Source organism: Acinetobacter pittii (assembly GCF_022449185.1).
Lineage (GTDB): Bacteria > Pseudomonadota > Gammaproteobacteria > Pseudomonadales > Moraxellaceae > Acinetobacter > Acinetobacter pittii_I.
Genome location: NZ_JAKUKO010000001.1, coordinates 687,336 through 710,576, shown reverse-complemented (window position 1 = coordinate 710,576; position 23,241 = coordinate 687,336). Strand labels below are relative to the sequence as shown.

Annotated in this window: 23 protein-coding genes and 1 riboswitch; of the genes, 8 read left to right on the top strand and 15 right to left on the bottom strand. The window is 37.4% G+C overall.

From position 1 onward, the window contains the following. Nucleotides 1–6 precede the first annotated feature (6 nt). From bamA to rimO, 8 genes are all read right to left on the bottom strand, one after another. On the bottom strand, nucleotides 7–2,538 hold the full coding sequence (bamA, locus tag MKX14_RS03320) for an outer membrane protein assembly factor BamA (protein ID WP_240281750.1): 2,532 nt from the start codon (nucleotides 2,536–2,538) through the stop codon (nucleotides 7–9). 36 nt (nucleotides 2,539–2,574) lie between these two features. After that, nucleotides 2,575–3,930: an RIP metalloprotease RseP gene (gene rseP, locus MKX14_RS03315; protein ID WP_240281749.1), complete on the bottom strand. Its 1,356-nt coding sequence runs from the start codon at nucleotides 3,928–3,930 to the stop codon at nucleotides 2,575–2,577. Between the two features lies 1 nt (nucleotide 3,931). Continuing rightward, on the bottom strand, nucleotides 3,932–5,128 hold the full coding sequence (gene ispC, locus MKX14_RS03310) for a 1-deoxy-D-xylulose-5-phosphate reductoisomerase (RefSeq protein ID WP_240281748.1): 1,197 nt from the start codon (nucleotides 5,126–5,128) through the stop codon (nucleotides 3,932–3,934). Beyond that, nucleotides 5,129–5,953: a phosphatidate cytidylyltransferase gene (gene cdsA / locus MKX14_RS03305; protein WP_017385994.1), complete on the bottom strand. Its 825-nt coding sequence runs from the start codon at nucleotides 5,951–5,953 to the stop codon at nucleotides 5,129–5,131. Next, nucleotides 5,953–6,705, bottom strand: a complete 753-nt coding sequence (gene uppS / locus MKX14_RS03300; RefSeq protein ID WP_046812279.1) for a polyprenyl diphosphate synthase — start codon at nucleotides 6,703–6,705, stop codon at nucleotides 5,953–5,955. Before uppS ends, cdsA begins: the two co-directional genes overlap by 1 nt. A gap of 5 nt (nucleotides 6,706–6,710) precedes the next feature. Further along, nucleotides 6,711–7,265, bottom strand: coding sequence for a ribosome recycling factor (frr, locus tag MKX14_RS03295; RefSeq protein WP_002115638.1), 555 nt, complete (start codon nucleotides 7,263–7,265; stop codon nucleotides 6,711–6,713). Between the two features lie 84 nt (nucleotides 7,266–7,349). Next, on the bottom strand, nucleotides 7,350–8,078 hold the full coding sequence (gene pyrH / locus MKX14_RS03290) for a UMP kinase (protein ID WP_000852257.1): 729 nt from the start codon (nucleotides 8,076–8,078) through the stop codon (nucleotides 7,350–7,352). Nucleotides 8,079–8,129: 51 nt separating this feature from the next. Further along, entirely contained in the window at nucleotides 8,130–9,473 is a 1,344-nt protein-coding gene (gene rimO / locus MKX14_RS03285) for a 30S ribosomal protein S12 methylthiotransferase RimO (protein ID WP_046812280.1), read from the bottom strand. Between the two features lie 342 nt (nucleotides 9,474–9,815). On the opposite strand from rimO, the gene glnL reads away from it, so the two are divergent. From glnL to MKX14_RS03255, 5 genes are all read left to right on the top strand, one after another. Next, nucleotides 9,816–10,925 carry a nitrogen regulation protein NR(II) gene (glnL, locus tag MKX14_RS03275; protein ID WP_002115631.1) on the top strand — a complete coding sequence of 370 codons (1,110 nt, stop codon included), beginning with the start codon at nucleotides 9,816–9,818 and terminating at the stop codon, nucleotides 10,923–10,925. Then, the gene (gene glnG / locus MKX14_RS03270; RefSeq protein WP_017385992.1) at nucleotides 10,912–12,405 is read left to right on the top strand and encodes a nitrogen regulation protein NR(I); all 1,494 of its coding nucleotides are present in this window, start codon (nucleotides 10,912–10,914) and stop codon (nucleotides 12,403–12,405) included. The genes glnL and glnG overlap by 14 nt, the downstream gene beginning before the upstream one ends. 267 nt (nucleotides 12,406–12,672) lie before the next feature. Further along, nucleotides 12,673–13,326, top strand: a complete 654-nt coding sequence (gene adeN, locus MKX14_RS03265; protein ID WP_240281747.1) for a multidrug efflux transcriptional repressor AdeN — start codon at nucleotides 12,673–12,675, stop codon at nucleotides 13,324–13,326. Between the two features lie 111 nt (nucleotides 13,327–13,437). After that, nucleotides 13,438–14,358 carry an ornithine carbamoyltransferase gene (gene argF, locus MKX14_RS03260; RefSeq protein ID WP_005068890.1) on the top strand — a complete coding sequence of 307 codons (921 nt, stop codon included), beginning with the start codon at nucleotides 13,438–13,440 and terminating at the stop codon, nucleotides 14,356–14,358. A 192-nt stretch (nucleotides 14,359–14,550) separates the two neighbouring features. Beyond that, nucleotides 14,551–15,075: a protein tyrosine phosphatase family protein gene (locus MKX14_RS03255; RefSeq protein ID WP_046812282.1), complete on the top strand. Its 525-nt coding sequence runs from the start codon at nucleotides 14,551–14,553 to the stop codon at nucleotides 15,073–15,075. On the opposite strand, the gene ispF is transcribed toward MKX14_RS03255, so the two are convergent. After that, on the bottom strand, nucleotides 15,063–15,554 hold the full coding sequence (gene ispF / locus MKX14_RS03250) for a 2-C-methyl-D-erythritol 2,4-cyclodiphosphate synthase (protein ID WP_002115651.1): 492 nt from the start codon (nucleotides 15,552–15,554) through the stop codon (nucleotides 15,063–15,065). The two genes, MKX14_RS03255 and ispF, sit on opposite strands and share 13 nt — an antisense overlap. A 99-nt stretch (nucleotides 15,555–15,653) precedes the next feature. Here ispF and MKX14_RS03245 point away from each other — a divergent pair, with 99 nt between their 5' ends. After that, on the top strand, nucleotides 15,654–16,298 hold the full coding sequence (locus tag MKX14_RS03245; protein ID WP_240281746.1) for an A1S_1983 family putative colistin resistance protein: 645 nt from the start codon (nucleotides 15,654–15,656) through the stop codon (nucleotides 16,296–16,298). Nucleotides 16,299–16,342: 44 nt separating this feature from the next. Here MKX14_RS03245 and MKX14_RS03240 read toward each other — a convergent pair whose 3' ends face one another. From MKX14_RS03240 to MKX14_RS03230, 3 genes are all read right to left on the bottom strand, one after another. After that, nucleotides 16,343–17,587, bottom strand: coding sequence for a D-amino acid dehydrogenase (locus MKX14_RS03240; protein WP_046812284.1), 1,245 nt, complete (start codon nucleotides 17,585–17,587; stop codon nucleotides 16,343–16,345). Nucleotides 17,588–17,763: 176 nt separating this feature from the next. Continuing rightward, nucleotides 17,764–17,852, bottom strand: a riboswitch (glycine riboswitch). 149 nt (nucleotides 17,853–18,001) lie between these two features. Continuing rightward, complete coding sequence (locus MKX14_RS03235) at nucleotides 18,002–18,493, bottom strand: hypothetical protein (RefSeq protein WP_002115670.1); 492 nt, start codon at nucleotides 18,491–18,493, stop codon at nucleotides 18,002–18,004. Nucleotides 18,494–18,735: 242 nt separating this feature from the next. Beyond that, nucleotides 18,736–19,179, bottom strand: coding sequence for a BLUF domain-containing protein (locus tag MKX14_RS03230; protein WP_005073889.1), 444 nt, complete (start codon nucleotides 19,177–19,179; stop codon nucleotides 18,736–18,738). A 228-nt stretch (nucleotides 19,180–19,407) separates the two neighbouring features. Between MKX14_RS03230 and MKX14_RS03225 the strand changes: the two genes are divergently transcribed. Next, nucleotides 19,408–19,671, top strand: a complete 264-nt coding sequence (locus MKX14_RS03225) for a hypothetical protein (RefSeq protein ID WP_002115584.1) — start codon at nucleotides 19,408–19,410, stop codon at nucleotides 19,669–19,671. Here MKX14_RS03225 and MKX14_RS03220 read toward each other — a convergent pair. Beyond that, nucleotides 19,666–20,367 (bottom strand): alpha/beta fold hydrolase, encoded by a 702-nt coding sequence (locus MKX14_RS03220; protein ID WP_240281745.1) that lies wholly within the window; start codon nucleotides 20,365–20,367, stop codon nucleotides 19,666–19,668. The two genes, MKX14_RS03225 and MKX14_RS03220, sit on opposite strands and share 6 nt — an antisense overlap. A 174-nt stretch (nucleotides 20,368–20,541) precedes the next feature. Here MKX14_RS03220 and MKX14_RS03215 point away from each other — a divergent pair, with 174 nt between their 5' ends. After that, complete coding sequence (locus MKX14_RS03215; RefSeq protein ID WP_002115649.1) at nucleotides 20,542–20,835, top strand: hypothetical protein; 294 nt, start codon at nucleotides 20,542–20,544, stop codon at nucleotides 20,833–20,835. 165 nt (nucleotides 20,836–21,000) lie between these two features. On the opposite strand, the gene MKX14_RS03210 is transcribed toward MKX14_RS03215, so the two are convergent. Together MKX14_RS03210 and fumC are read right to left on the bottom strand one after the other, a co-directional pair. Beyond that, complete coding sequence (locus MKX14_RS03210) at nucleotides 21,001–21,447, bottom strand: DUF6097 family protein (RefSeq protein WP_046812287.1); 447 nt, start codon at nucleotides 21,445–21,447, stop codon at nucleotides 21,001–21,003. A gap of 358 nt (nucleotides 21,448–21,805) precedes the next feature. Then, the gene (fumC, locus tag MKX14_RS03205) at nucleotides 21,806–23,200 is read right to left on the bottom strand and encodes a class II fumarate hydratase (protein ID WP_240281744.1); all 1,395 of its coding nucleotides are present in this window, start codon (nucleotides 23,198–23,200) and stop codon (nucleotides 21,806–21,808) included. Between the last annotated feature and the right edge of the window lie 41 nt (nucleotides 23,201–23,241).

The window sequence follows — 23,241 nt, the reverse complement described above, 5'->3', positions numbered from 1 at the left end:
TCGTACTTAGAAAGTACGACCGATTTCAAACTGGATCTCTTTAGTTTCATCACCAGGCTTATCATTTAGAGGGAATGCATAGCTAAGAGATAATGGTCCGATCATGGTGATCCATGTGAAGCCAACACCTACGCTATAGCGCATATTGCCTAAATCAAAACCATAGTTATCTTCACAATATTTTCTAACATCATCAATTTGCTGACCATTAATCTTCATGCCTTTAGTTCCGTAGGCAGTATTATTAATATCACATTTAGTATCAAAAACTTGACCACCTTCAGCAAATAAAACCGGACGCACTTGACGAGTCCAATCACCTTTGAATGGTAATGGTAATGCAAGCTCTGTACCAAACTGAACTAAAGCATTACCACCCACTTCTTCTGGTGAACTATCATTTTGCCTGGTTTCTTGTAAATTTACGCTTGCGTATTTTGGTCCAAGTGTACTGTTATCATATCCTCGAACTGAGCCATAACCACCCGCATAAAAGTTTTTATAGAATGGTAAATCATTACCATAACCAAGCTTACCATAACCACGAAGTACGAATCCTGATTTACCAATTGGTAAGAATGCCTGGGTATCATAAGTCAACTTTTGATAGTCCACATCACTACCAGGTAAACCAATTTCTAGACCAACACGATGTGACATACCTGAAGTTGGGAAAATTGGCCTATTTAAGGTGTTATATGACCAACCTAAGTTTAAGTTATAGGTAAAAAATTCACTTTCGAAAGCACTATTATAGTCTTCAAACCCACCTTCACATGTATCCGGTATTGGTTTCTGTGTGCTAGGATCAGTCTCATTCTTACCACTTGGACACCAAGTCGACTTACCAGTTGGTTTGCCACCATTTGCCAACAAATAGTCACGGACATAAGTAGAGACATAAGGACCAGTCGTTACTTTAGTATTATCAACACCAAGCGAAGCACTTAAACTTTGGTTTTCATCAATTGGATAACCAAAACTTAAACTACCACCAAAACTATCGGTAACATAGTTATTAACGTTATAGTCATCATTTAGTTTCGTTTTACGATAGTAAACGTTATAACCTCGGCTCACCCCATCAATTGTAAAGTAAGGGTCGGTAACACTTAAGTTATAGTAATCTTGAGTTTCAGAACGAGATAAATCGATCGCAACACGGTTACCCGTTCCCATAAAGTTAGTTTGGCTCAAACCTGCCTGGAATGTGATACCACCACTTTGTGAGTAACCTACCGCTAATGTTGTAGTTCCCGAGTGCTGTTCTTCAACATTTACGTTTAAATCCACCTGATCTGGTGAGTTTGGAATACGAGCTGGTTTAATATCAACAGTCTTGAAGAATCCTGTACGCTCTAAACGAACCTTCGATAAATCGATTTTTTCATTACTCGCTAAAGCGCCTTCCATTTGACGCATTTCACGACGTAATACTTCATCGGCAGTTTTACTGTTACCTGTAAAGTTAATACGACGTACGGTTACTTGCTGACCTGGGTTTACATAATAGTTTAAGTCAACAACCCCCGTTTCGTTATTAATTTGCGGAACAACATTCACATCTGCAAAGTAATAACCAGCATTACCATATTTACGCAATAACAATTGCTTAACAGCATTTACTTTTTCTTGAGAATAAGTATCGCCATCTTTATAGATTTTTAAAGCTTGTAACTCTTCAGGTTTATAAAGTGCGTCACCTAAGAACTTGGTTTGACCAAATTTGAACTGACTACCTTCCTCAACAGCAACTTCAATAAAGATATTCTTTTTATCTTCACTAATATTAAGCTGTGAGTTATTGATATGAAAATTGATATAACCCTTATTCAGATACATCGCACGCAAAGCTTCAAGGCTCGCTGCCATTTTCTCTCTAGCATAACGGTCATTACGAGTTACAACTGAAGCCCATCCACTTTCTTTAACTGCGAAAGCTTGTTTAATTTCACTGTCTTTAAAAACAGTATTACCAATAATATTGATATTAAAAACTTTAGCTGCCGTACCTTCATTAAAATTTAATTTAAGTTCAACACGGTTATTTGGGCGAGCTATCGTATCAACAGTTACATCAGCATCATAACGGCCTTGCTGAGTATATTGCTGCTCTAATTCGGTTTCAATTGTTTGTAAAGCTGACTTCTTAAAAACTTCTCCTTCAGCAATACCCATTTTTTTGAGACCTTGCTCTAACGCCTCTTTAGGAATAAGTTTGTTACCCTTAAATTCAAGTTTTGAAATAATTGGGCGCTCTACAACATTAAAAACTAAAGTATCGTTATCTCTTGATGCTTTAATATCGTCAAAAAGTCCAGTGGCATACAATGTTCGAATTGCTTCTGCGATCATCGGTTCATTAACGCGATCGCCACTGTTGATTGGCAACATGGTAGAAACATTTGCAGGAGTAAGACGAACCAAACCATCTATACGAATATCTCGAACAACGAAATCATCAGCTGCATATGCTTGTTGTACCGCTGCCATAGCGCTAACAAGTGCCAAAGGCATTAAAAAATGTGTGTGCCGCATGCCAGTTTTTCCAGTAAGTTATAAATCCATATACGTTTACAAACGCATAAAATCGTTAAATAAAGCTAAAAGCATCATACTACCGAGCAGTACCATACCAATTTTTAGACCAAACATTTGTATTTGTTCAGAAACAGGCTTGCCACGAATAGCTTCAATAATGTAATAAACAAGATGTCCACCATCAAGCATTGGAATTGGCAATAAATTTAAAATTCCAAGACTTACACTCATTAAAGCCATAAATGAGATAAAAGTCTGCCATCCCATTTCTGCACTTTGTCCCGCTACCTTTGCGATTGTAATTGGTCCGGAAAGATTCTCTAGACCAATCAATCCCTTAACCATTTTTACTATTGAACTCAATATCATGCTAGAGATTTGACCAGTTTTCTCTAGTGACATCTGGAAAGCTTGTAATGGAGTATATTGAATTGTTTGCTTATATTCGTCAGGAATTGTAATTTTTCCTGCATCACTTTTTACACCTAAGACACCGCTCACTTGCCCCATATTGTCACGCTTTCCTTGAGGCATGACTTGCAAATGAACGAGTTGACCATTACGCAGCACATCAATATTAAGTAATTTTTCTGGTGAATGTTGCACAACTTCCACAACATCAAACCAGTCTTTCATTACTTGACCATTAATTGAAACAATACGATCACCGACTTTCATGCCTTGACGAATCGCTGCCCCATCTGCAGTCAACTCAGTTACAACAGCGGGAATAACGGGACGATATGGTAAAAAGCCTAATACATCTAGAGCTGATTCATTCTGATTTTTTAAAAAGTCTTTAATTGGTAAAACAATATTTTTCTCAGTACCTGCACGATCTACATCGATATTCAAGCTACCAGTTTCACCTACACGATCAATCAAAGCAAAGTTAAGTTTTTCCCAAGTTTGCGTTTCCTTTCCGTCAACAGCAATAATCTTGTCACCTACTTGTAGTTGAGCTATTGCAGCCGGCGAGTTGGGTATAACTTTACCCACTCTTGTATTTAGTTGTTCCTGTGCTGGTAAAAATAAAATCCAGAAAAGTAAAATAGCAAAAATCAAGTTAATTAAAGGTCCAGCCGCAACAATTGCTATACGCTTCCATGGTTTTTGACGGTTAAATGCATAAGGTAAATCTTGCTCTGCAACATTACCTTCGCGCTCATCGAGCATTTTTACATAACCACCTAAAGGTAAAGCTGAAAGTTGGTACTTAATTCCAGATTTTTTTGATGTCCATTTAAGTAATGTCGGACCAAAACCGATGGAATAAACTAGAACTTTAACACCAAGTTTTCGTGCCACCCAATAATGACCGAACTCATGAATTGCAATTAATGGACCGAGCAAGAGAGCTGCTGCTGCAATCATAAATAATGTGCTCATTTCAGCCTCCTATACTTGATATATACTGCTGTGCTATATGTCGTGCTACTTCATCTTTATTCAAAATAGACTCGATATTATCAGCAACTGAGTTTTCCAATTTTTGCAAAGTATGCTCTACCACTTGTGGGATATTTGTAAATCCAATCTGTTCCTTTAAAAATGCAGCAACGGCAACCTCATTTGCAGCATTTAAAATAGTAGGTGCCAGCCCTCCCGCACGCATTGCCTGACGGGCTAAATCCAGTGCTGGAAATTTCTTGATATCCGGTGCTTGAAAATTAAGCTGAGAATATTCAAATAAATCTAAAGCGGGAACATTAGTCTGTAAACGTTCTGGCCATGCTAATGCATGGGCAATCGGTGTACACATGTCTGGATTACCCATTTGAGCCAATGTTGAACCGTCAACATATTGCACCATAGAATGAATAATACTTTGTGGATGAATGACAACTGTAACAAAATGTTCAGATATTGAAAACAAATGACACGCCTCGATCAACTCCAACCCTTTATTCATAAGAGTAGCTGAGTCAACTGAGATTTTCTGTCCCATAGACCAGTTGGGATGCTTACAAGCCTGGGCAGGAGTAACTTTTTCTAATTGTTCTAACGAATGGTTTAAAAATGGTCCACCTGAAGCGGTCAATAAGATTCTTGATACACCCTGTTGCGGTTGTCCATTTCTTTCAGCTTCTAAATAGTTATGAGGTAATGACTGAAAAATAGCGTTGTGTTCTGAATCTACTGGTAATAATAATGCCTGATGATCACGTGCTGCTTGCATCATGATTTCACCAGACATGACCAAAGCTTCTTTATTAGCAAGCAATACACGTTTACCAGCTTTTACAGCCGCTAATGTTGGTAATAAACCAGCTGCTCCAACAATTGCGGCCATAACTACATCAACATCTGGATGAGATGCGATACTTACCAACCCTTCCTGATCAGTCAGAATTTCAATATTTTGTAATTCATTCTTTACAAATAAAGCTGCTAATTCGTCAACTTTTTGCTTTGGAACAACTACAACTTTTGGTTGGAATTGTTTACATATATCAACCAATTCAGAAATTCGACTATGAGCTGAAATTGCAAATACTGAATACTTATCAGGATGTTGATTTAAAATTTTTAAGGTACTTTGCCCAATGGAACCGGTTACACCCAATATGCAAACAGATTGTGTCATTTATAAATCTACACCAATAAGTTTTAATATATACATTCCCGTTGCAAAGATCGGGGCTGCAGCAAGTAAAGAATCAATACGATCTAAAACACCACCATGACCAGGTAGCACACGTCCAGAATCTTTAATACCAGCACGACGTTTAATCATCGACTCAAATAAATCACCTAAAACTGAACCGAATACTGTAATCAGTGACAAGATAAGAAACAAAATTTGCTGAATTAAAGTTAAATTTAGGTATTGGTATTGCACAACCAACATTACCAGTATGGTCGTGATAATACCACCATACAAGCCTTCTACTGATTTGTTCGGACTAACGGTTGGAGCTAATTTTCTTTTACCAAATTTACGGCCGACAAAGTAAGCACCACTATCTGCACCCCACACAAGCAAGAACAGATACATTAACCACCATGGGGAACTTTGCCAAACAACAAAAATTGAAGTTACCGCAGCACAAACTAAAATAATGCCAATTACATATAGAGTAGCGTTATACCACCCATCAAATTCAGGAAAGGATTTGACCCAATAAACGCTTACAAGCCAAGTCAAAATTGAAGCTGACCACAACAGTAATGCAATATCATGGAAAAATAGAGCAACGCCTGAAACGAATGCAACAAGCAGACCGTAGCACCAAGCTTTTGGTTTTACAGCATTTACAGTTTCATGGGGCATTAATTTATACCATTCATACCCCGCAACCCCTGCTGCTACAATCATAAGAACCAACATTGGATAATGTGATTGCGTAGCAAACATACAGCCTAAAACAACTGCGACAAGTACCAATGCGGTAACAATCCGCTCTAACATTATAAGTTCTCTATTTTCTCTTGCTGAATTTGTTCAGAGGTTTTGCCAAAACGACGTTCACGCCCTGAAAAAACATTCAATGCATGATCGAATTCTTTTACTGTAAATTCTGGCCATAAAGTATCAGTAAAATACAGTTCCGCATACGCTGCTTGCCATAACAAGAAATTAGATATGCGATAATCTCCACCTGTACGGATCAATAAATCCACAGCTGGCAGATCGTTTAGACTGACATATTTTCCGAACAAATCAACATTTATTTGATCAGCACCAAATTCACCACGGGAAACTGCCTCAGCAACTTGTTTTGCTGCATTTGCAATATCCCACATCCCACCATAGCTCACTGCAATAGTTAAGGTCATAGTATTATGGTGTGCTGTCTGTTGCTCTGCATCTTCCATTAAGGCAACTAGGTGTGACGGTAATCTGGAACGATCACCGATGAAACGCAAAGCAATATTAAATTTCTTCATGCGAGGTATTTGCTCATGAATAGTTTCTTCAAGAAGCTTCATAAGCAGATCGACTTCAAATTGTGGTCGATTCCAGTTTTCACTTGAAAATGCAAAAACCGTTAAAGCATGAATACCTGTTTTTTTACAATGTTCAACGATAGGATCAAGAACATTTTTACCCTCTCGATGTCCATCACCTTTTTGCATTTGATTTTTTTTTGCAAAGCGGTTGTTGCCATCCATGATGATGGCAACATGCTTAGGAAGATGATACTCTTCTGAATCGGTCATAAAATTTAGACCTTCATTAATTCTGCTTCTTTCGCTGCAAGACGCTTGTCTACTTCTGCAACATATTTGTCAGTGATTTTCTGGATATCGTCACCTGCACGACGCTCATCATCTTCAGAGATTTCTTTCTCTTTTAATAATGCTTTGATATCACCTAATACATCACGACGAATATTACGAATTGCAACTTTTGCATTTTCAGCTTCACTACGCGCAATTTTTTGCATATCACGACGTGTTTCTTCAGTTAATGCAGGTAAAGGTACACGAATTGCATCCGCTGTAATCGGGTTTAAACCAAGATCACTCTCACGAATTGCCTTATCAATAGCTGAAACCATTGTACGCTCAAATGGCTGAACAAGAAGTGTACGAGAATCTTCAACCCCAACGTTTGCCACTTGATTTAAAGGCACATCAGAACCGTAGTAAGGAACCATTACCCCATTTAAAATTGATGGGTGTGCACGGCCGGTACGAACTTTCGCAAACCCGAGTTCCAAAGACTCAAGAGTTTTCAACATACGCTGTTCGCTGTCTTTTTTCAGATCGTTAATCATATGATCTACCTTACTTATTTATTCAAGGATGTTTTAACAAATTTAATTTAGCGCTAGTATAAAGAGCTTTCGTCAACACGTACATTATTTAGTAACGCGTGTACCTTCTTTTTCGCCCATGACTACTGACAATAGCGCACCTGATTTATTCATATCAAAAACTTGTAATGGCACATTATGGTCACGACATAAACAAATAGCTGTCAAATCCATAACACCAAGTTTTTCATCTAATACCTGATCAAAGGTTAAATGATCATATTTAACAGCATCTTCGTATTTACTTGGATCTTTATTATATACGCCATCTACTTTGGTCGCTTTTAGAATTAAATTTGCTTCAATTTCAATTCCGCGTAAGCAAGCTGCCGTATCAGTCGTAAAGAATGGATTTCCCGTACCAGCAACAAAAACACAAACTTCACCCTGACTCAAGTGACGGATAGCATCACGACTTGAATAAGACTCTACTACTGTACCAATTGGTAATGCAGACATAAGGCGAGTTCTGATATTACGGCGAACCAATGCATCACGCATAGCCAAGCCATTCATTACAGTTGCAAGCATACCCATTTGATCGCCTGTTACACGACCAACCAAACCATCCTTTTGCAACTGACTACCACGATACAAGTTACCGCCACCAACAACGATACCCACTTGCACACCTAAGCCAACCAAGTGAGCAATTGAAAGGGACATTTGATCAAGAACTTGGGCATCAATACCCATGTCTTTGTTACCTGATAATGCTTCACCAGATAGTTTTAATAAAATGCGTGAATAACGGGGGCTAATTGTTTCCGCCATGAGTTTGCTCCAAAACCTCTTAAACTGAATGCTTTTTTGAATCGTTATCGATTAGACCGACTTAATTTTAATTAACTTTGCAAATAAGTCGTATTCATCCGCATCGGTGATTTCGACTTCCAACATATCGCCTGGTTGAATAGTGCTCTTATCGATATCTTCTACAAAGACATTACCGTCAATTTCCGGAGCATCGGCATAAGAACGTGCAACAGCAACAGGATATTCATCTTCCAAACTATCGACTAATACAGTCATCGTTTGACCAATACGTTTTTGCAACTTAGCAGCAGAAATTTGTTGCTGCACTTGCATAAAGCGCTCGTAACGCTCTTGCTTAATTTCTTCAGGCACATGATCGGGTAAGTCATTTGCCGTAGCGCCTTCTACTGGTGAGTAGGTAAAGCAGCCAACACGATCAAGTTCAGCTTCAACTAACCAATCGAGCAATATTTGAAAATCTTCTTCAGTTTCGCCTGGGAAACCCACTACAAACGTAGAGCGAATCACAAGATCCGGGCATTTTTCACGCCATAATTTAATTTTTTCGAGTGTATTTTCACTGTGAGCCGGACGCTTCATTAACTTAAGAATACGCGGGCTTGCATGTTGGAATGGAATATCAAGATATGGCAAAATTTTACCTTGTGCCATTAAGTCAATAACCGCATCAACATGTGGATATGGATAAACATAATGTAAGCGCACCCAGATACCAAGTTGACCTAGTGCTTCACACATATCAAAGAATTTTGTTTTAACAGGCTGGCCATTCCAGAAGTCCAGCTTATATTTAGTATCTACACCATAAGCTGAAGTATCTTGTGAAATAACTAAAATTTCTTTCACACCTGCGCGTTTTAATGCAGCCGCTTCTTCTAATACGCTACCAACTGGACGTGATACTAAATCACCACGCATGCTTGGGATAATACAGAAGGTACAACGGTGGTTACAGCCTTCAGATATTTTTAAATAAGCATAATGCTTTGGTGTTAAACGGATACCTTGCTCAGGAACAAGATCAATAAACGGGTTGTGTTTAGGTGGCGCTGGTACATATTCATGTACAGCTTCCATTACATCTTGATAAGCTGCCGCACCAGTAACCTTTAAAACGTTTGGATGCATTTGACGAATTTTTTCTTCGTCTTTACCTAAGCATCCAGTAACGATTACTCGACCATTTTCACTCATGGCCTCGCCAATTGCATCTAGCGACTCTTGTACCGCAGATTCGATAAAACCACAGGTATTAACAACAACTAAATCAGCACCATCATAATCTGATGCAACTTGATAACCTTCAGTCTTTAACTGAGTTAAAATTCGTTCAGAATCTACCAATGCCTTAGGACAACCTAAAGAAACAAAACCGACTTTGGGGGTCTTCATGAATCTGCGCTCCACTTGAATGCGCGTATTGTATGTCTTTTCTTGTCTCAAGCATAGGTGGAAAGCCTACTCTTTGTGTAATGCACCAAAATACGACCAACATTTGCACCAAAACTCATCTTTGCACCAAGTTGGATCATGTTATTATCTATATTCAAGCCATCAGTTTTGATCAACCGATATAAAGACCGATTTCAGCGCGTTTTTAAATACTTTAAAACTTTAAAATAACCCATAAACAAAGTTGGCGTATATTTTGCATCGTTCATGTTCTATAACGGTGAAAATCCGATAACCAATGAAGATGCCATTGCGCTATTTTAAGACAGGAACGATTCGCTAATGGATCAACACAACCCTATCGACTATCGCCTATTGGTAGACAACTTAACTACTGCGATTTTATTGATCGATAGTAACTTGAATATTTTTTACTTAAATTCTGCCTGCGAAGCACTTTTTGATATTAGTTTGCTTCGAGCTTCAGGACAGCCGGTTTTGAACTTACTTCATGCACCAGATGATACTTTTAATACACATGAAGCTTTATTAAACACCATAAAAACGGGTCAACCTTATACTCGTCGAGAAGCGGTTATTAATGTCAACTTTAAAGACCTTCATGTTGATTACACAGTGTCTCAATTAAATGCAGGTAAAAGTTATCATCCATTACTCTTGATTGAGCTCAACCCGATTGATCGTATGTTAAAGATTTCTAAAGAAGAAAATCTGGTACAACAACATCAGGTCGCTAGGCAGCTTGTACGTGGCGTTGCGCACGAAATTAAAAACCCACTTGCAGGTATTCGTGGTGCAACTCAATTACTCGCTCGCAGTTTAAACGATAAGAGTTATGCTGAATTTACAGATGTCATTATTAATGAAGTAGATCGTTTAACTAACTTGGCAGATACCATGTTGGGTTCTAGACAACTCCCAAGTTATGAAAATGTTAACGTACACGAGCCTTTGGAGCGAGTACGTTCACTTATCGCCAACCAGACAAAGAAGAAAATTAAAATTATACGGGATTATGATTTGTCTTTACCCGATGTTAATGCCGATCGTGATCAGTTAATACAAGTCATGCTCAACATTAGTGTAAATGCAATTCAAGCCATAACAGAAAACAAAGCATTTTTTATCGATCACGAACCGGAGTTAATTCTACGTACACGTATACAACGTCTTGTCACGATTAACGGTGTACTAAATCGATCTACAGTGCGAGTCGATATAGAGGACAATGGACCAGGCATTCCTGAAAGTATTTTGGAGTCAGTATTCTATCCATTGGTTACTGGACGAGCAAAAGGTACTGGGCTTGGCCTGAGTATTGCACAGAATATTATGCATCAACATAACGGAATGATTGAATGCCAATCTGTTCCTGGAAAAACAATTTTTAGCTTATATTTACCTTGGGAGTCAGACCGTGTCGCGAAATAAAATATGGGTTATTGATGATGATCGCGCCATGCGATGGGTATTGGAAAAGACCTTTAAAGAGGAAGGTTTTGATGTTACCAATTTTGAAGAAGCTCAAACTGCGCTTGAACGTTTGCACCATGATGCTCCCGATGTCATCTTAACTGACATCCGCATGCCTGGAATTGATGGTTTAACTTTTTTATCTAAAGTCAAAAACACTCATCCAGATTTACCTGTCATTATTATGACAGCACATTCTGACTTAGAGTCTGCTGTGTCAAGCTATCAAACAGGCGCGTTTGAATATTTACCAAAGCCTTTTGATATTGATGAAGCTTTAGCTTTAGTCAATCGCGCGATCCTGCATATTAATAAACTACAACAGCAAGAAGCTACAAAAACAGCCTCACCTCTTCAATCAACAGAAATTATTGGTGAATCTCCGGCAATGCAGGAAGTTTTCCGTGCTATCGGCCGTTTATCTCAATCTCATATTACTGTTTTAATTAATGGTGAATCTGGTACAGGTAAAGAATTAGTTGCTCACGCTTTACACAAGCACTCCCCACGCCGTGCTAAGCCTTTTATTGCTTTAAATATGGCTGCGATACCAAAAGACTTGATTGAAACCGAGTTATTTGGTCATGAAAAAGGCGCTTTCACAGGGGCGAATACTCAGCATCAAGGCCGCTTTGAACAGGCAAATGGCGGAACACTCTTCCTTGATGAAATTGGTGATATGCCATTTGAAACTCAGACTCGATTGCTTCGCGTACTCGCTGACGGTGAGTTCTATCGTGTAGGTGGACACATTCCAGTTAAAGTTGATGTTCGAATCGTGGCAGCAACACATCAAGATTTAGAAAAGCTAGTAAACGAAGGCCGCTTCCGTGAAGACTTATATCACCGCTTAAATGTGATTCGTATTCACATTCCTAAGCTTGCCCACCGTAGTGAAGATATTCCCATGCTTGCGCAGCATTTCCTTGCGCGTGCTGGTAAAGAGCTTGGCGTAAGTCCAAAAATCCTACGCACTGAAACAACGGACTATATGCAACAGTTACCGTGGCCCGGTAACGTACGACAACTTGAAAACACGTGTCGCTGGTTAACTGTAATGATTACTGGCCGTGAAGTTTATCCGGAAGATTTACCTTCTGAGCTCAAACAAGTTCCATTGCAAAAGAATAATGATTCTAGTCAACCAGCACCTTCTTTTGAGCGTATTTCTCTACACCACTGGGATGAGTTACTGAATCAATGGGCTATTCAAAAGCTTAAAAATGGTGAAATGAAAATTTTGGATATTGCTACCCCCATGTTTGAACGCACGTTGATTAACGCAGCCTTGCAACAAACACGTGGACGCAAACGTCACGCAGCGGAATTATTGGGTTGGGGCCGCAATACCTTAACACGCAAGTTAAAAGAACTTGGGATGGATTCTGCAGATGATGACGAAGAAGATGAGCACAAGGTTACTCAAACCGAAGCCTAGAAATCTCATTATTTAACTTCAGAGCGGTTAAGTCTTTCTTAGCCGCTTTGTTTTTATTAGCAATTTTTTATTAAAATATAATATAAAACATAAGATTACATCATTAAACCCTTATACAACCCACACTAAGCGTATATTTTCTATTAGTTTATTTTTTGAATTAATTACTTACTGTTCAGCATATGATCTAAAAAAATGGTTATGACCATCACTAAAGATAGTTTTGCTATACTAGATAAGCAAAGTTAAACGTTGTTATGAAATTATATGCATGATCCAGTCCTTGAGTCACATCATTCAATATGTGACAAACCCCAAACACGTCGCGGTATTGAACGTCGTTTAGCTCTATTGCTAAGTGCAACCGAGTTGTTTTTGGATAAAGGATATGATGCTGTTTCTCTTGATGACATTGTTAATCATGCGGGCGGTTCAAAAGCTTCAATATATAAATATTTTGGCAATAAAGATGGTTTATTCACAGCAATTTGCGATTATCGCCGCGAAATGTTCTTTAAAGATATTTGCGTACCATTTCAGCCTTCGCAAGCCTCTCTACGCGATTATTTAGTTCAAACCCTGATCCGCTTTTATACTCATATTATTCAACCTGAACACATCGCTTTTTTGCGTCTAGTTATTGAGCAAACACAATGCAATGCAACTTTGAGCAAGTATCTATATGAAAAGTGCGCTCTAGACGTACAAAATACTATTGCTCAGGCACTTCTGATCTCTCACCAAGCCGAAGAAATTTTTTGTGAATCGCCTGATTATTCCTCTTTAATGTATTTTGGAATTTTACGTGACATCGAATGGCGAATGATTATGGGAATGCCACTTCCACCTAATGAGAAGGAAGTTATTGATTATATTAATTATTGTGTAGATATTTTCTTAAAGGGCCATCATAAAGTCTAATTCTTTTGCATTTTAAAATGCTTATAGTATAGTAGACTTCTTTTTCCCACATCCACCCAGCCAACAACAGATAATTGTTATATTTCAAAACAATTATTATGGAGTAGCTACATGGCTCTAAGACATTTCCTGACTTTACGTGATCTATCCACTCTAGAACTTAATCGCATTTTAGAACGCGCAAGCGAGCTTAAAAAGATGCAACATGATAATAAGGTCTACCAACCTTTTGTCGGTAAAGTATTGGGAATGATTTTTGAGAAATCTAGTACACGTACACGTATCTCCTTTGAAGCAGGTATTAACCAATTTGGCGGTAGTGCGATTTTTTTATCGCCTCGTGACACACAATTAGGCCGCGGTGAACCGATCGAAGATTCAGCACGTGTAATTTCAAGTATGCTTGATATTGTGATGATTCGTACTTTCGGTCATGACATTGTTGAACGTTTTGCATCTTATTCAAAAGTTCCTGTAATTAACGGCCTAACTGATGATCATCATCCATGCCAGTTACTTGCTGACTTACAAACTTATATTGAACATCGCGGCAGCATTGAAGGCAAAACCGTTGCTTGGATTGGTGATGGCAACAATATGTGTAATTCATATATTGAAGCTGCGCACATGATGGGCTTCAAACTCAAAATTGCATCGCCAAAAGGATATGAACCTAAACCTGAATTTTTAGCCGAGTTTGGTCATTGCGTTGAGCTTTATGATAATGCAGAAGATGCAGCAGTAAATGCTGACCTTATTGTGACTGATGTATGGGCAAGCATGGGCCAAGAAGAAGAGCAAAAACTTCGTGAAAAAGCTTTTGCTGATTTTCAGGTTAACGAAAAATTAATGAGCCTTGCTCACCCAGATTGTTTATTCATGCACTGCTTACCTGCTCATCGCGGCGAAGAAATTTCTGAAACCATGCTCGATTATAAAAATGCAGTCGTATGGGATGAAGCAGAAAACCGTCTCCATGCTCAAAAAGCTTTAGTCGAATTTTTATTGAATGAAAATCTAAAAAAAGCTTAAATTTTGAGTTAAAAAAACAGCATCTTAATAATGCTGTTTTTTATTTTATAAGACTTGTACTTTTCCAGTTAATTATTTTTAAAAATTTGATAACGTTGCCGAATATATAAGCAGGCTGTATTTCAACTATTCTCTAGAATCGTGTATAACATTCTACACAATAAGCTAAGCCTACTCTTGTAGAGTGCGATCATGACAACCCTTGAACAATCATTATCTCAAATTCCCGCATTTTCGATTATTCATGAACATTTATTTAGCTCGGCCCAGCCTTCTGCTGAACAACTAAAATTGATTAAAGAGTTTGGTTGTAGCACAGTCATTAACCTTGCTTTAACTAATGCTTCAAATCATCTTGAAAATGAAGACCGCATTTGTTTAGACCTAGGTTTAAATTATATTCATATTCCAATTGATTGGGAGATGCCTTCTGCTGAGCAGTGCTTATTAGTTTTAGATTTGATTGATCATTTAGTGCAAAATGAAATTGTTTGGTTACATTGCGCCAAAAATAAACGCGTAAGTTGCCTCATGTATGTCTATAGACAGTTTCATATGAATATGGATATGCCGACTTCTCAGGATTTATTACACGAAATTTGGGAACCTAATGAGACTTGGACTGGACTCATCCATAGTATTACCTTACAGCTACAAGGCCGTAAGGCAACTTTAGAACTTCAACAGTCTTTGCAGCAGGCCGATCACTTGGTGTGATGAGAGACTAAAACAGTCGCTGTAGCCAAAATACCTTCTTGACGACCGGTAAATCCAAGTTTTTCGGTTGTCGTTGCTTTAATGCTAATTTGATTAATATCTACATTTAGAACATCAGCAATGCTTTGACGCATTTCTAGATTATGCTTAGCTAATTTTGGACGCTCGCAAGCCACCGTAATATCAGCATTATTTAACTGATAACCACGGTCTAAGATTAATTGATAAACATGCTTTAACAATACTCGGCTATCTGCGCCTTTGTATTCTGGGTCAGTATCAGGAAAATGTTGTCCAATATCTCCAAGCGCTAAAGCACCTAATAAAGCATCACATAGCGCATGAAGTACAACGTCACCGTCAGAGTGTGCTTTCAAACCATGTGTATGTGGAATTTGAATACCCGCCAATGTAACGAAGTTCCCCTCTTCAAAAGCATGTACATCCATTCCTTGTCCAATACGAATCTGAGCAACCATTAAATTATTACCTTCCATAAAAACTTAAGAAATCTTGTATTCAGACGTTCTGTTTCGCTATAGTACACCTAGCAAAGTAGACTGAAAGTATAAGCGATCATGCTGTCTAATACTGATATGAATCAATTGAAAAGATTAAGTTTTGTCGTGACACTGAGTTGTTTATGTTCACCTTTTGTCTTTGCAGAATCAATAGACTGCTCTAATACTGGAGCTAAGCTTAAAATCTGCTCAAAAACATTTAGTGAATCAAGAAAAGAACTCAATAATAAATATCTTTCTGCATATTTAGTTACTGATGCCCCCTTACAGCTCTTACAGGATACACAAAAGTTATGGTCTAAACATACTCAGCAATGTAAGAGTAATACATGTATTCAACAACAGTTTGATTTACGTACTGATGACTTAAATTTTTATGCATCGCTTAAGCAAACGCTTACCCAGCATTATCTTAAATTTGAGAATGGACATATAGCAAATCAGCCTGTACACATTCAAGTCCATCAGCTCGCGAAAGATAAAATTAAGATTGAAGGGATAGCATACCGCAATCCAAATAACCGCAAAGAAACCCAAACGGTCTCATTGATGGCCTATAGTTCACCTGAACAAAAAAGTGAAATTTTAGACAATGAGCACAACTGTAAATATCAGTTTAATTTTCAAAAAGCTTTACTGAAGGTAAAAACTCAGCAAAAAGGCTGTGAGCGTTTCATAGGAATCTACCGCTTATATGATTAATGCTTAAAATAAAAGCCAGTGCTTAAACACTGGCTTTTTAGTTCCTACACAGGATATTTTTGTGCAATATCCTGACTGACTAAAACTGCGGTTGCCGCAGACAAAGTCCAACCTAAATGCCCATGCCCTGTATTATAAAAAACACGAGGTTGTTTAGATTGCTTAACAACAGGCAGCATATTCGGCATCATAGGTCTCAACCCTGCCCAAGGCACCACATGCTCTGTTGAAATATCAAAGTTACGATTAACCCAATTCACTAATGGTTGAATACGATCAGCCCTTATGTCGCGGTTATAGCCATTAAACTCAGCAGTCCCTGCCACACGTAGTCGATCTTTACCTAAACGAGAAGTCACAATTTTTGCACTTTCATCTAGCAAACTCACCCAAGGAGCATTCTTTACACTGTGCTCATCCTTTAATTGCACTGTAATTGAGTAACCTTTTACTGGATACACATTTACTCGCTCACCAATCATATCGGCAAGTTGATAACTCCCTACACCACCACAAACCACAAGTACATCACCTTCCAGCTGAATGTTATCGGACTCAACTAGATAAGGATGCTCCGCACTTGGCTGACAAGTTACGACTACTTTGTCTGCGCTGCACTTAATATCCATAACTTCTAGGCCGAACTTATATTGAACGCCATATTCTTTAGTCTTCTCAGCTAAAGAGGTTGAATATTTATGAATATCACCCGTCGCATCACTTGGTGTGTAATAGCCACCGAAATAGTCACCCGTCAAAGATGGTTCTATTGTTTTCATTTCATCAGGTGAAACCGAATAGCGTTCCAATGTACCTTTGTTCAATACGTTATTAACTTGTTTAGCAATCTCGTAGTCAGCCTTACTGTGATACATATGGAGGATTCCACGTTTTTCCAAATCAAACTCAAGCTGCTCTTTTTCAGCAACTTCAAACAAACGCTTACGAGCTAGCAATGCCAAACGGACCGTCTCAATTGTATTCGCTTCATAGTTTTTAATATGTGATAGAAATTCAACTAGCCAACTATACTTATGCAAACTAAATGAAGGGTTCAACAATAGAGGAGCATCTTTTTGTCTCATCCATTTAAAGCCTTTAATCACGGTGGCTTTTTGGTTCCATACTTCGGCGTTACAGGCCGATAATTGCCCTCCATTGGCAAATGATGTTTCCATTGCAGGATATAAATGTCGATCAATCACTGTGACTTGATAACCCAGTTGCGATAATTCATAAGCAGAGGTAACCCCTGTGATTCCCGCACCTATCACAATAACATGTGGCATAACAGACTCCTCAGAAATGTAAGAACATTTCATCAGTACAGCCCATCTGTCATTGGTACCTGAGAGTTTCGACCCCAACGTTACCTTTTAACGTTTAGATCTTCCCCTTCGGTGAGTTTATAATTTATAAGTTATTGTTTTCCATTCTTATAAATCTAAGCTTCTCTCCAGATTTTTTAATTATTACAGTCCTTTTGCCTGAGAGTTTCCGGGCTTGTTGCTCCTTCGGCGGGTTCTTAATGAACCTCTCTCCCGCAATAATTTTGTATTTATATAAGCAATGTATCTGCCACATTAGAAAAAACGCATTCTTTTCTTGTAAACTTTTGTATAAGCAATCTTAAAAATATAAGCTATTGATTTAATTAACAATAAAAAAGGTGAATTTTTATAAATTCACCTTTTGCACTAAAATTAGAGTTTTCCGTTGAGCACTTGGTCTGAAACCGTACCCTTCCATTGCTCACGCAAGGTTGGTAAGTAGAATTTTTCACCAATAGTGACCAGCTCAGCATCAATCAATGCATGAACTTCGTGCATAAAAATATAATCCAAAGCAACTAAAGAAAGCTGATGATTTTTTTGCGCTGTTTTCTTACGTTTTACCTGTGCTTGTTTCACTAGCTCATTTGCAAAGTTTTTATCTTTATAAGCAGTGATTGCATTTAAACGAAGCTCAATCACACCCCATCCCGCTAATAGCTTTTTAAAGACTTCAAAATCTTTTGAGGTTGATTCCCACGTTACGTTTTCTAAATCATTATCTTCAGGTAAAACTGGTAATAATAAATCCGCTGTACTTGGGAAAATCTTTTTAAGATTTAACAGAAACTTAACCGGCTGATCACTAGGATAATCATTAAATTGCACGTGTTGTTGGGTATCTGTCAAATAAATAGAGAGCATTCAAAAATCCTTAACTAAGCAGCTGTTTTTAATAATTTTATCTCTAACTTTGCGAAATAAATGCAAAACAAAAAACAATATAAAAACAGGACAAGGTGGGCATTTTAACAATTATGACGGCTTATTCAACGCCAATTCGCCATTAATTAGTGAAAGTTTCAACCTTCGTGATAAAAAGCTCTCCGAAGAGAGCTTAATTTTACATAGGATAATTAAAAATCTACTGCAATTCCTGATTTTGATTAACCTTGATATTGATCAACTTTATGGTTTGGTTGATCTACAAGCAATTCAATAAAAGATGGAATAGATGTAGTGTTAAGCAGATAAGGATTAAACTCATCAACATGATGATGATGAAAGAATTCTTTTATTTTCGTGTTAATGGGAGCAAATTTCATACTCCAATGTTTAAATAGACGTTGTTCGGATGGTTCTGAAAAGATGATTTCACAGTTCTGATGTCTCGAATCTTTCAAAATTAATTTATAAAATAGCGATTCGACTTGTTCTTTCTCACCTTCTAAATACTGTAAGAAGTATCCATTACCATAGTAAAGTACTCCTGTAATATCATTATGTGAGTTGAATTTGACTGCTTCAGTGAGAATATCAATTAAATCTTGTTTTATTTGACTATGTTCACTATTGGTTTTACTTGCATACATAAAGCCTATTAAACTCATAGCGATACTCGAAGATAGATTTCACTGTACATTCTGACATTTGCACACATTTCTTACAATGTAACCTAATTAAAACCTTGTATTTCAAAAGTAAAGATTATTTTCTTTTTGAAAATGACAAACTTTAACAACCCGAAATCTTTTGTAAATTAATGCCAACTTAACAAGTTAATCAGACACTATTAATTTTAGTACACTTGAAAATTGTTTTTAATGCGTGGATGTCTAATGGAGAATCATGAAGTTATTCTTCAAGATGAACATCATAAACAGTTTAAAATTGTCAAAGTTCAAGATGTTCGTTTTGATAAGAATACCCTTAACAATAGCTATCAATGGTTATGGATATTTGATCATAGTTCGGAGTTTTTCCCATTTGAGTTATGGGATGAGCTTGATCATGCAACTGTTCATCAAAAAATCAAACTTGGCAATCAAGTTTTCAAGATTATCAAGATTCTGACGAAGAAAACGAAAGTTAGGCCCTCATGAAAGATAAGTACTTAACCAAGTTAAAATCACTAAAACCAATGCTTTCGGCTGTTCAATCGGAATCATATGGCCCGTATTTTTAATTATCTCAAGCTTTGCATGTGGCAATTGATCTAATAATTCTATGGCTTCTTCCTTGGAGCGGAGCTGGTCCTCAGCACCAGAAATAATTAAAGTTGGACATGCGATCTTACTCATATCATAAGAGCTTCTATCTAACATCGATTGTTTTACGAACTCTTCATAACCTAGGATCCTGCCCATCTCTTGGATTCTTTTTACGAGAGCACGATTCTGAACATTTGATGGATGAAGTGTTTTTTCAATCGATATTGAACTTAGTCCATGGAAATTTTTCCCCGAGTTAAGCTTAATCGCCGTTAACTTTTGATTTTTCTGCTCTTCTGTATCTGAGCGTAGTGAAGAGGCAATTAAAATAAGTGCCTTAACTTTTTCAGGAAATTGCTCCACTATAGATCTAGCGACATATCCTCCAAGTGAGAATCCAATCAGTACAAAGCTTTCTGGCGCATGTTCAGCAATATTTTGAGCAATTTCCCTTATGGTTCGCCCTTGTTTTAAAGTAGCTCGAGATATACTCCACTCTTTAGGCATCTCATTTATGACTTCATTCCACAGAGATTCATCAAGCATATAACCAGGAATTAAAACTACTGAGAGTGGCTTTTGATTCATAAGTTTTTTAATACCTTACTTGTAAATTATAGCTAACAGCATTTTATGCTAATAAAAAAAACTATAATTAGAATATTGAAGTAAAAAATAAAATCACTATATAAATTAAACAGAAATAACTATAGAAGCACGCCAGACTAAAACATTCCCTTTCTACGCTTGAAGGAGGTACATATGAAAGTTAGAGCATCACGTACGTATTCCGCTTCAGCAAATAATTATTTTATTTCCAAGGAGTATGATTGTACTGTTATTCCTGTAAAAGGAATGTGTTTTATAGACTCTGGTTTAACTGAGAGTGGAGTGATTGAACCAGTAGAGATTATTGAAGTGACTATAGAACCAGAATCTAACTCATATCATGTTCTTTTAGCACGCGATATACATGAGTACGAAAAAGAAGAGCTAAAAAAGAAGTTTGAAGCTATGAAATCTCATGGTTGGGAATACATAGACGGCTTACTTTGATATTTTCCAATTTCAAGATACATGCTAAATCCTTCCACCACAAAAGAGCCCTCATTTGAGGGCTTTTATATAAATATTAGCTCGTACACTTTTATTAATGGTTTATCTGTACAAACAGATAACCGAATGCACAGCATATTGTATGCTTAAAGATTTTAAACATATTTAGCTAAGAAGTTTATTCACATTCTTTTCAATTAATTTTTTGCTTTGGTTGTTAAGTATATAAAAGTATCCAATCAATCCAAAGAATATGACTGCATAAATTATGACAATCCACATATATTTAAATATGTTATCGAATAACATATGATTTATGACATCTACATCAATATTGATACCAAAGTTATGTACATATCGACTTAAGAATAATGCAATACAATAAATCAATATTGGAACCGCAAGAACTCCTGTCCATATATTGATTTTATTTTTCTTAACTTCTAGTTTTTCAAAATCATCTTCTCCAAAATAATTTTCAACTTCAATAACTTGCTTATTCAAATCATCTTTTAATGATATAGGTAATCTGTTGTCCTTAATATGATATTGAACATTTTTCAAGATTTCTGCACTTTCTAGTGCTTCACCTAAAATTGTTAAATTTCCCATAGAGAAACCAGAATCTAATTAGTAAAACTACGGATTTTAAGATAAATTTTGTGATTAAAAGCACTTTTTAACACAAAAGTAATAAATTGAGCTGAGTCAAAAAACATTCAAAAGAAATACGAGAAGCCGAAAATGTTCCAAAGATTACTTAACATAGCTTCCTCTCACTATATTTCTCAATTTTTTAAACACTATGAGAACGGCTGAACTTTTATCCTGAACTATAAGATTATCAAAACCCAAGTTTTCATAGGAGTTAAGTATTTCGAATTACTAAAATAAAAAGGCACTTTTGAAATAGCTCAAAAGTGCCTTTTTATTGATTGAGTTTCTAAAAATATCGTTATTTTTAGATAGATTACTTACTATTTGGTGAAACCATCTTTTCAGGTTTAACTACTTCGTCAAATTGCTCTGCTGTGACCAAACCAAGCTCAACAGCTACCTGTTTCAAAGTTTTATTTTCTTTATAAGCAGTCTTTGCAACTTTTGCAGAATTTTCATAGCCGATTACTGGATTTAAAGCTGTAACTAGCATCAGAGAATTATGCAAGAAGTGATCAATCTTATCGCGATTAGGCTCAATTCCCACCGCGCAGTGATCATTAAAGCTATTACATGCATCACCAAGTAACTGAATAGATTGCAATAAGTTATAAGCAATCACTGGCATAAAGACGTTTAATTCGAAGTTACCTGAAGCACCTGCTACGTTAATGGTCGTATCATTTCCAAGCACTTGTGCAACAACCATGGTCATTGCTTCACTTTGTGTTGGGTTTACTTTCCCAGGCATAATGCTTGAACCAGGCTCATTTTCTGGAATACGGATTTCACCAAAACCGCAACGTGGTCCACTTGCCAACCAACGAATATCATTCGCGATTTTGTTTAAGCTTACAGCCAAAGTTTTTAATGCACCTGATGCAAAAACAGCAGCATCCCGCCCTGCTAATGCTTCAAATTTATTAGGCGCGGTTACAAAAGGTAAACCTGTAAGTAATGCAAGCTGAGCTGCAGCTTTTACTGCATAGTCAGGATGTGCATTTAAGCCTGTACCTACCGCTGTGCCACCTAATGGCAACTCATATAAACCCCTCAAAGCTTGTTGTAGTCGAACCAGTCCATGCTCAAGCTGTGATACATAGCCACTAAATTCTTGACCTAAGGTTAATGGAGTAGCATCTTGCAAATGGGTACGGCCAATTTTGACAATATCCTGAAACTCATCTGACTTTTTTTGCAAAGTCGCTTTGAGCTGCTCTACAGCAGGGATGAGTAATTCATTAATTTGCAAACTTGCTGCCACGTGAATGGCCGTTGGAAATGAGTCATTTGTTGATTGAGCACGATTGACATGATCGTTTGGATGTACTGGCTTTTGAGCACCTAAGGCTTGCCCTAATTTCTGATTTGCAATATTGGCAATCACTTCATTGCAGTTCATGTTACTTTGTGTACCAGAACCCGTCTGCCAGACCACTAAAGGAAACTGTGAATCCCATTTACCATCAATGACTTCTTCAGCCGCGCCCACAATATATTGGCTCAAATCTTGTGGTAGTTGTTCAAGTTCAGCATTGGTTATTGCAGCAGCCTTTTTTACCAAACCCATCGCTCGAATCATGGCACGGGGTAATCGTTCCTGCCCGATTTTAAAGTTCTGTAAGCTGCGTTGAGTCTGTGCCCCCCACAATGCTTCATTTGGAACTTCAACCTCACCCATAGTGTCATGTTCAATTCGTGTTTGCATAGAAACCTCGGTTATTTCAATAAAGAACTCACGGGCTGAAG